Annotated in this window: 1 protein-coding gene; it reads right to left on the reverse strand. The window is 67.9% G+C overall.

What is annotated here, in order from left to right; genetic code table 11:
• Positions 1-302 (reverse strand): alanine--tRNA ligase-related protein (locus SB751_RS29350; protein WP_410748947.1); only part of this gene is annotated, 302 nt, incomplete at both ends.

The raw sequence follows: 302 nt of genomic DNA on the forward strand, positions 1-302 counted from the left end.
GATCACGTCGGCCTGCACCTTCAGCGTGTCGGCCACCGCGAAGCGCGTCGCGGCGTTCGCGAGCACGCCCTGGTCGCCGACCTGGCCGCCCGATTCCGCGTAGAACGGCGTGTGGTCGAGCACGACGACCGCATCCTGGCCGGCCTTCACTTCGCCGACCGACGACCCTTCGACATACAGCGCGACGACCTTGGCGTCGTCGAACGCGATCTCTTCGTAACCGTGGAAAGTGGTCTTGGCGCCCGAGTATTCGAGGCCCTGCGCCATCTTGAACTTGCCCGCGGCGCGCGCCTGCTCGCGCT

Source organism: Cupriavidus sp. SIMBA_020 (genome assembly GCF_046535395.1).
In the GTDB taxonomy this organism is placed as follows: domain Bacteria; phylum Pseudomonadota; class Gammaproteobacteria; order Burkholderiales; family Burkholderiaceae; genus Cupriavidus; species Cupriavidus campinensis.